The sequence below is a fragment of the Microbacterium sp. ISL-103 genome, from assembly GCF_018613995.1.
GTDB lineage: Bacteria > Actinomycetota > Actinomycetes > Actinomycetales > Microbacteriaceae > Microbacterium.
Genome location: NZ_JAGGPD010000209.1, coordinates 1 through 6,073, shown reverse-complemented (window position 1 = coordinate 6,073; position 6,073 = coordinate 1). Strand labels below are relative to the sequence as shown.

Annotated in this window: 5 protein-coding genes and 1 tRNA gene; 4 read left to right on the top strand and 2 right to left on the bottom strand. The window is 68.6% G+C overall.

Features of this window, described 5'->3' with window-relative positions; genetic code table 11:
- The 3 genes from J7E68_RS08605 to J7E68_RS08595 all read left to right on the top strand — a co-directional run.
- Window positions 1–542, top strand: a 542-nt coding sequence (locus tag J7E68_RS08605; RefSeq protein WP_251048795.1) for an HAD family hydrolase, incomplete at its 5' end; no start/stop codon positions are given.
- A 42-nt stretch (window positions 543–584) separates the two neighbouring features.
- Window positions 585–669: transfer RNA gene (locus tag J7E68_RS08600), tRNA-Ser, on the top strand.
- A 53-nt stretch (window positions 670–722) separates the two neighbouring features.
- The gene (locus J7E68_RS08595; protein WP_215171731.1) at window positions 723–1,961 is read left to right on the top strand and encodes an LCP family protein; all 1,239 of its coding nucleotides are present in this window, start codon (window positions 723–725) and stop codon (window positions 1,959–1,961) included.
- A gap of 58 nt (window positions 1,962–2,019) precedes the next feature.
- Here the strand turns inward: J7E68_RS08595 and J7E68_RS08590 are convergent, their stop codons facing one another.
- Complete coding sequence (locus tag J7E68_RS08590) at window positions 2,020–2,601, bottom strand: TetR/AcrR family transcriptional regulator (protein ID WP_215171729.1); 582 nt, start codon at window positions 2,599–2,601, stop codon at window positions 2,020–2,022.
- Between the two features lie 93 nt (window positions 2,602–2,694).
- Here J7E68_RS08590 and J7E68_RS08585 point away from each other — a divergent pair, with 93 nt between their 5' ends.
- Window positions 2,695–4,983 (top strand): glycoside hydrolase family 3 C-terminal domain-containing protein, encoded by a 2,289-nt coding sequence (locus tag J7E68_RS08585; protein WP_215171727.1) that lies wholly within the window; start codon window positions 2,695–2,697, stop codon window positions 4,981–4,983.
- A 23-nt stretch (window positions 4,984–5,006) separates the two neighbouring features.
- Here J7E68_RS08585 and J7E68_RS08580 read toward each other — a convergent pair whose 3' ends face one another.
- Window positions 5,007–6,071 (bottom strand): mandelate racemase/muconate lactonizing enzyme family protein, encoded by a 1,065-nt coding sequence (locus J7E68_RS08580; RefSeq protein WP_215171725.1) that lies wholly within the window; start codon window positions 6,069–6,071, stop codon window positions 5,007–5,009.
- Window positions 6,072–6,073: the final 2 nt, after the last annotated feature.

The window sequence follows — 6,073 nt, the reverse complement described above, 5'->3', positions numbered from 1 at the left end:
TGCTCGCGCTGCTGCGTGAGCGGCTGCCGGAGGCACGGTACATGGTCGAATTGGGCTCGGGGCAGCGACTGTTCACCGAGCACCTCGACGACTGGACGCTCGACGGAGGGCGTCAGGTCGGGTTCGAGGAACTCGTCGCCGAGCCCGTCTCCCGCGTCGTGGTCGTGTCGCCGGGGCATGACGAAGACGACTTCCACCGCCTCGTCGCAGACGCCGGGCTCAACGAGGTCTCGTACGCGATCGGCTGGACGGCGTGGCTCGACATCGCGCCGCAGGGTGTCGACAAGGGCACGGCGCTCGAGCGGGTGCGCACCGAGCTCGGCTTCGAACGGGGCCGGGTGCTCGTCGCCGGCGACGGCCGGAACGACATCGGGATGTTCGGCTGGGCGCTCGGGCTCGACGGCCGGGCCGTGGCGATGGGCCAGGCGCCCCTCGAGGTGAAGCAGGCCGCGGGCGAGATCACCGCAGATGTCGAGCAGGGTGGCCTTGCGGCCGCGCTGAACACGCTTCCAGCGCCCGCCCAGGTCAGCGCGCGAGAATAGAACTCGGCTAGACTCACGGCTTGTCGGCAGATTCGTCTGTCGGGAGGGTTGTCCGAGCGGCCGATGGAGCTGGTCTTGAAAACCAGTGGGCAGAGATGTCTCGTGGGTTCGAATCCCACACCCTCCGCTGAAACGAGCACGGTGTCCCCCCGCACCGCACGCTGAACCGAAAGGCCCCGAGTGAGTCCCCACACCCGACGCCGCCGCACCATCGCGCGCCACGGTCAGCTGCGCACTCCCGGACCGGTCAGCCAGCTGCTCAAGTTCATCGCGATCGGCCTCGCGGTGGTGCTGGTCAGCGGCTTCGGCGTCGGTGCCTATGTGCTCTACGACCTCTCGAGCACGGTCACCGCCAACGCGGTCGAGCTCGACGGAGAGGCCGCGCTGCCTCCGAACATCGGCGAGTACAAAGAGGGCTTCAACCTGCTTCTCACGGGCGTCGACACGTGCGAAGAGGCGTACAAGGAGTACTTCGGCGACCGCTGCACCGGCAGTGACTCCGAGGGCACGCTGAACGACGTCAACCTGCTCGTGCACGTCTCTCAGGAGCCGCGGCGCATCACGGTCGTCAGCTTCCCCCGCGACCTGATGCTCGGGATCCCCGAGTGCGAGGACGACGAGGGCAACGTGCATTCCGCGATGAGCAAGCAGCCTCTGAACGTGGCGTACACCGACGGCGGTCTCAACTGCGTCGCGAAGACCATCACCCAGCTCACCGGGCAGGAGATCCAGTTCGCGGCATCGGTGACGTTCGGCGGCGTGATCGAGATCACCAACGCCCTCGGCGGTGTCGAGGTGTGCCTCGCGACTCCGATCAAGGACCGCTACACGGGCCTCGACATGACGGCCGGTACCCACACGGTCCAGGGCCTTGAGGCGCTGCAGTTCCTGCGCACGCGCCACGGCGTCGGAGACGGCAGCGACCTCGGACGCATCGGGAACCAGCAGCAGTACATGTCGAGCCTCGTCCGCAAGCTGATCAGCGGTGAGACGCTCGGAAACGTGCCGATGATGCTGAAGCTCGCCAACACCGGTCTCAGCAACGTCGAGGCGAGCAACTCGCTCGCAGACCCGATGAAGATCGTCCAGATCGCGCTCGCCGTGAAGTCCGTCCCCTTCGAGGACATCGTGTTCCTCCAGTACCCGACGCTCGGCGACTGGGAGGATGCGAACAAGGTCGTGGCGAACGAGTCGGCCGCGCAGACGATGTGGGACGCGATCAACGCGAACGCACAGCTGCAGGTCACCGCCGAGAACACCGACAACGACGGCGTCGTGGTGACCGATCCTGTTCCCGCCGAGACGGGAACCGCAACTCCCGCCCCCACGGAGACGCCGGACAACATCGTGGCCCTGCCTGATTCGATCAAGGGCAACTCGGCCGCGCAGCAGACCTGCTCGAACGGCCGGACCGACTGACGGCTCCGACTCCGATCGAACACCGCCCCTCCTGGATGCAGGAGGGGCGGTTCTCGTCTCAGACCTTCGGAGCCGGCGGGTAGAGCACATCCATCAGCGCCTCGATGATGCCGGGCATGTCGACGGTGGGGTCGATCATCCATTGGATCTGGAGCCCGTCGGCGACCGCCTGGATCACGCGCGCCATCGCGTCGGGCTCGAGCGTCGCCCGCCGCGCCTCATCGCGATCGAAAGCATCGGCGATGCTCTCGCGCAGCCGCTCGCTGCGGTCGAGGAAGTACTGGTGCGCAGGATGCGCCGGGTCCACCGCATCCACCGAGAGCCGCGAGAAGAGCTCGACGACACCGGGGACCTCGGTGTTGTGGCGGATGACATCGATGAACGCCGCCTTGGCATCTGCCGGATCCGACGGCTGGGGCGCCATCAGGTCGTGCTGGTCTCGGGTGCGCAGCACCTCGGTGAACAGCTCTTCCTTGCTGCCGAAGTAGTGCAGGAGAGCTGCGGGGGTGACCCCCACGACCTCGGCGATCTGCTTGAGGGAGGCGTTCTGGTACCCCCTGCGGCCGATCACGTCGAGAGCGCTCTCGAGGATCTCTTCGCGTCTGGCGACGCCCTTCGCGTATGAACCTCGTCGTGCCATCCCTCGAGAGTAATCCTGAACATCGTTTGAAATCCAATACCTACTCGCATATAGTTTTCGCAAGACACTGCCGTCGCCTGCGAAAGGAAGACCATGACCGAGCCCTCGGCATCAGACCTCACCCTCGAAGAGAAGGCATCGCTCACGAGCGGGGCGGACTTCTGGACGACGAAGGCCATCGCTCGCGTCGGGCTCCCGGCGATCATGATGACCGACGGCCCGCACGGCCTGCGCAAGCAGGCGGGCGGCACCGACCACCTCGGCCTCGCCAGCAGTGTGCCGGCGACCTGCTTCCCGCCCGCCGTCGGCATCGGCTCGTCATTCGATCCCGAGATCATCGAGCGCGTCGGCGCAGCCATCGGCATCGAGGCGGCCATCGAAGACGTCGCGATCGTGCTGGGCCCCGGCATCAACATCAAGCGGTCGCCGCTGTGCGGGCGCAACTTCGAGTACTTCTCCGAAGACCCGATCGTCTCGGGCGTGCTCGGGGCGGCATCCGTGCGCGGCGTGCAGTCGCAGGGCGTCGGCACCTCGCTCAAGCACTTCGCCGCCAACAACCAGGAGTTCGATCGCATGCGCGCGAGCTCAGACGTCGACCCCCGCCCCCTGCACGAGATCTACCTGCGCGGGTTCGAGCGCGTCGTCACCGACGCCCAGCCGTGGACCGTCATGTGCTCGTACAACCGCATCAACGGCGTCTACGCGTCGGAAGACCCGTGGCTGCTCACCCAGGTGCTGCGCGACGACTGGGGCTTCGACGGCCTCGTGGTCTCGGACTGGGGTGCGGTCAACGATCGCGTCGCCGGAGTCGCCGCAGGGCTCGACCTCGAGATGCCCTCGTCGGGCGGACGCACGGATGCGCAGCTCGTCGCCGCCGTGCGCGCAGGCGACCTCGCGGAGAGCGTGCTCGACACCGCCGCCGCGCGCGCGATCGACCTCGTGCGCAAGGCCGCTGAACGTCCGGTCGTGTCGGGTCCTCTCGACGTCGCGGCCCACCACGCGCTCGCGCGGGAGGCGGCCGGCCGCTCGATCGTGCTGCTGAAGAACGACGGCGATGTGCTGCCGCTGTCTCCCGAGCAGAAGGTCGCCGTGATCGGCGCCTTCGCCACCGAGCCGCGCTTCCAGGGTGCAGGGTCGTCGCTGATCAATCCGACCAGGGTCGACAAGGCGCTCGACGAGCTGCGCGCTGTCGGCGGCGACAACGTCTCGTACGCGGCGGGCTTCGCCGTCGAGGGCGGCGCGGTCGCCGCTTCGGGTCGCTCTCACGACGAGCTGCGCACCGAGGCGGTCGCCGCGGCATCCGCTGCCGACGTCGTCGTCGTCATGCTGGGCCTGCCCGCCGCCGAGGAATCGGAGGGCTTCGATCGCGACCACATCGACCTGCCCGCCGACCAGCTGGCGCTGCTCGACGCCGTGATCGAGGCCAATCCTCGCACCGTCGTCGTGCTGTCCAACGGCGGCGTCGTCGCGCTGCCGTTCGCAGACCGGGTGCCGGCGATCGTCGAGAGCTGGCTGCTCGGGCAGGCCGGTGGAGGCGCCGTCGCCGACGTGCTCTACGGCGCGGTCAACCCGTCGGGCAAGCTCACCGAGACCGTGCCCGTGCGCCTCGAGGACAACCCGTCGTTCGGAAACTTCCCCGGTGAGTTCGGTCACGTCCGCTACGGCGAGGGAGTGCTGGTGGGCTATCGCTGGTACGACGCGAAGGGTCTCGATGTGACCTTCCCGTTCGGGCACGGGCTGTCGTACACGACCTTCACGTACGGGGAGGCCTCGGTCTCGGTCTCCGACGACGGTGACGTGGTCGTGCGCGTCGACATCACCAACGACGGCGCGCGCGACGGGCGCGAGGTCGTGCAGGTCTACGTCGCTCCGGTGTCGTCGGCCGTGCAGCGCGCGCCGCGTGAGCTCAAGGCGTTCTCGTCTGTGCAGCTCGCCGCGGGCGAGACCCGCACCGTCGACCTCGTCGTGCGCCGCGAGGACCTCGCCTATTGGGATGTGCGGGTCGACCGCTGGATCGTCGAGCCCGGCGAGTACCGCATCGATGTCGCGGCATCGAGCCGCGACATCCGCTCCACCGCGACCGTCGAGGTGGCGGGTGATGTGGTCTCCCTGCCGCTGACGATGAACTCCTCGATCGGTGACGTGATGGCGCACCCCGTCGCGGGGCCGATCGTGATGGGTGCGCTGGGCGGGTTCATGGGGGAGCTGACCGGCGCCGATTCCTCGGCCGCCTCGATGATGCCCAACGACGAGGCCATGGAGAAGATGATGGCGTCGTTCCCGATCGGGCGCCTCATCGGATTCCCCGGGGTCGACGTGACGCACGAGCAGGTCGAGCAGCTGCTCGCCGGAGCGAACGCGGGCGTGCTGCCGCAGGCCTGACCTCACGCCTCGGCGCCGAGAGCTCAGGCGCCGAGGCGGGCCCCGTCGTCGAGCACAGGGGCGAATCGCAGTCCGAGGCCGCGGTGCGCGTTCTCGGTGAGGAATCCATCGGCGATCGTCACCGGCGAGGGGTCGGCGAGGGCTCCGAGCGCACCGAAACCGGCATCTTCGACGTCTTCGACCAGGACCTCGTGCGCGGTGTCGGGCAGAGTCAGTGCGAGCTGCCCGGAGAGCTCGGGCAGCAGATGCGGATGCAGGGCTGTGCCGTGTGCGGCGGCCAGCTCGGCGATGCCGAGGAACGGCGTGATGCCGCCGACCCGCACGATGTTGGGCTGCAGGATGTGCGCTGCCCCCGCGCGCAGGAAGTCTCCGAAGCGGTGCACCGTGTGCAGGTTCTCGCCGAGGGCGATCGGCACGTCGATGCGCCGCGCGAGTTCCGTGTGCCCGTCGAGGTCGTCGGCGCGCAGCGGCTCTTCGATCCAGACGAGGTCGAAGCGCGACAGGACCTCGACGGATGCGGTCGCCCGCTCCAGATCCCACCGCTGGTTCGCGTCGATCATCAGCCCACGATCAGGGCCGAGCAGCTCGCGGACGGCGGCGACGCGATCGGCGTCCTCTGCGATGTCGGGCTTTCCGACCTTGATCTTCACCGCCTCGCACCCCGCATCGATCCACCGCTGCACCTGGGCGAGCAACTCGTCGAGCGAGTAGTGCAGGTTCACCCCTGAGCCGTACGCGCGCACTCTTTCGCGGCGACGCCCGATCGAGTCCGACACCGAGAGACCTCTCGACCGCGCCTCGGCATCCCACAGCGCCAGGTCGAGACCCGCGAGCGCGATCGTCGTGATCCCCCCGCCTCCGGCTTCGTGCAGGTGCTCCCACATCCCCTGCCAGCTCTCGCCGGGGGTTGCGGGGCGGCCGACGGCGGCGGGAGCGATGTCGTGCTCGAGCAGCGCGTGCACGGCGGGCGCACCGATCTGCGGACTCCAGGAGAAGCCCCATCCTTCGCCGCCGTCGGAGCGCACGACATGTGTCGCGACGACCCCGACCGAGGTGACGTCGGCACCCCACGGGCGCGTCAGCGGCACCC

Excerpts from the sequence above, each read along its gene's own strand:
- J7E68_RS08590 (WP_215171729.1), bottom strand. The coding sequence starts at position 2,601 with ATGGCACGACGAGGTTCATACGCGAAGGGCGTCGCCAGACGCGAAGAG.
- J7E68_RS08585 (WP_215171727.1), top strand. The coding sequence starts at position 2,695 with ATGACCGAGCCCTCGGCATCAGACCTCACCCTCGAAGAGAAGGCATCG.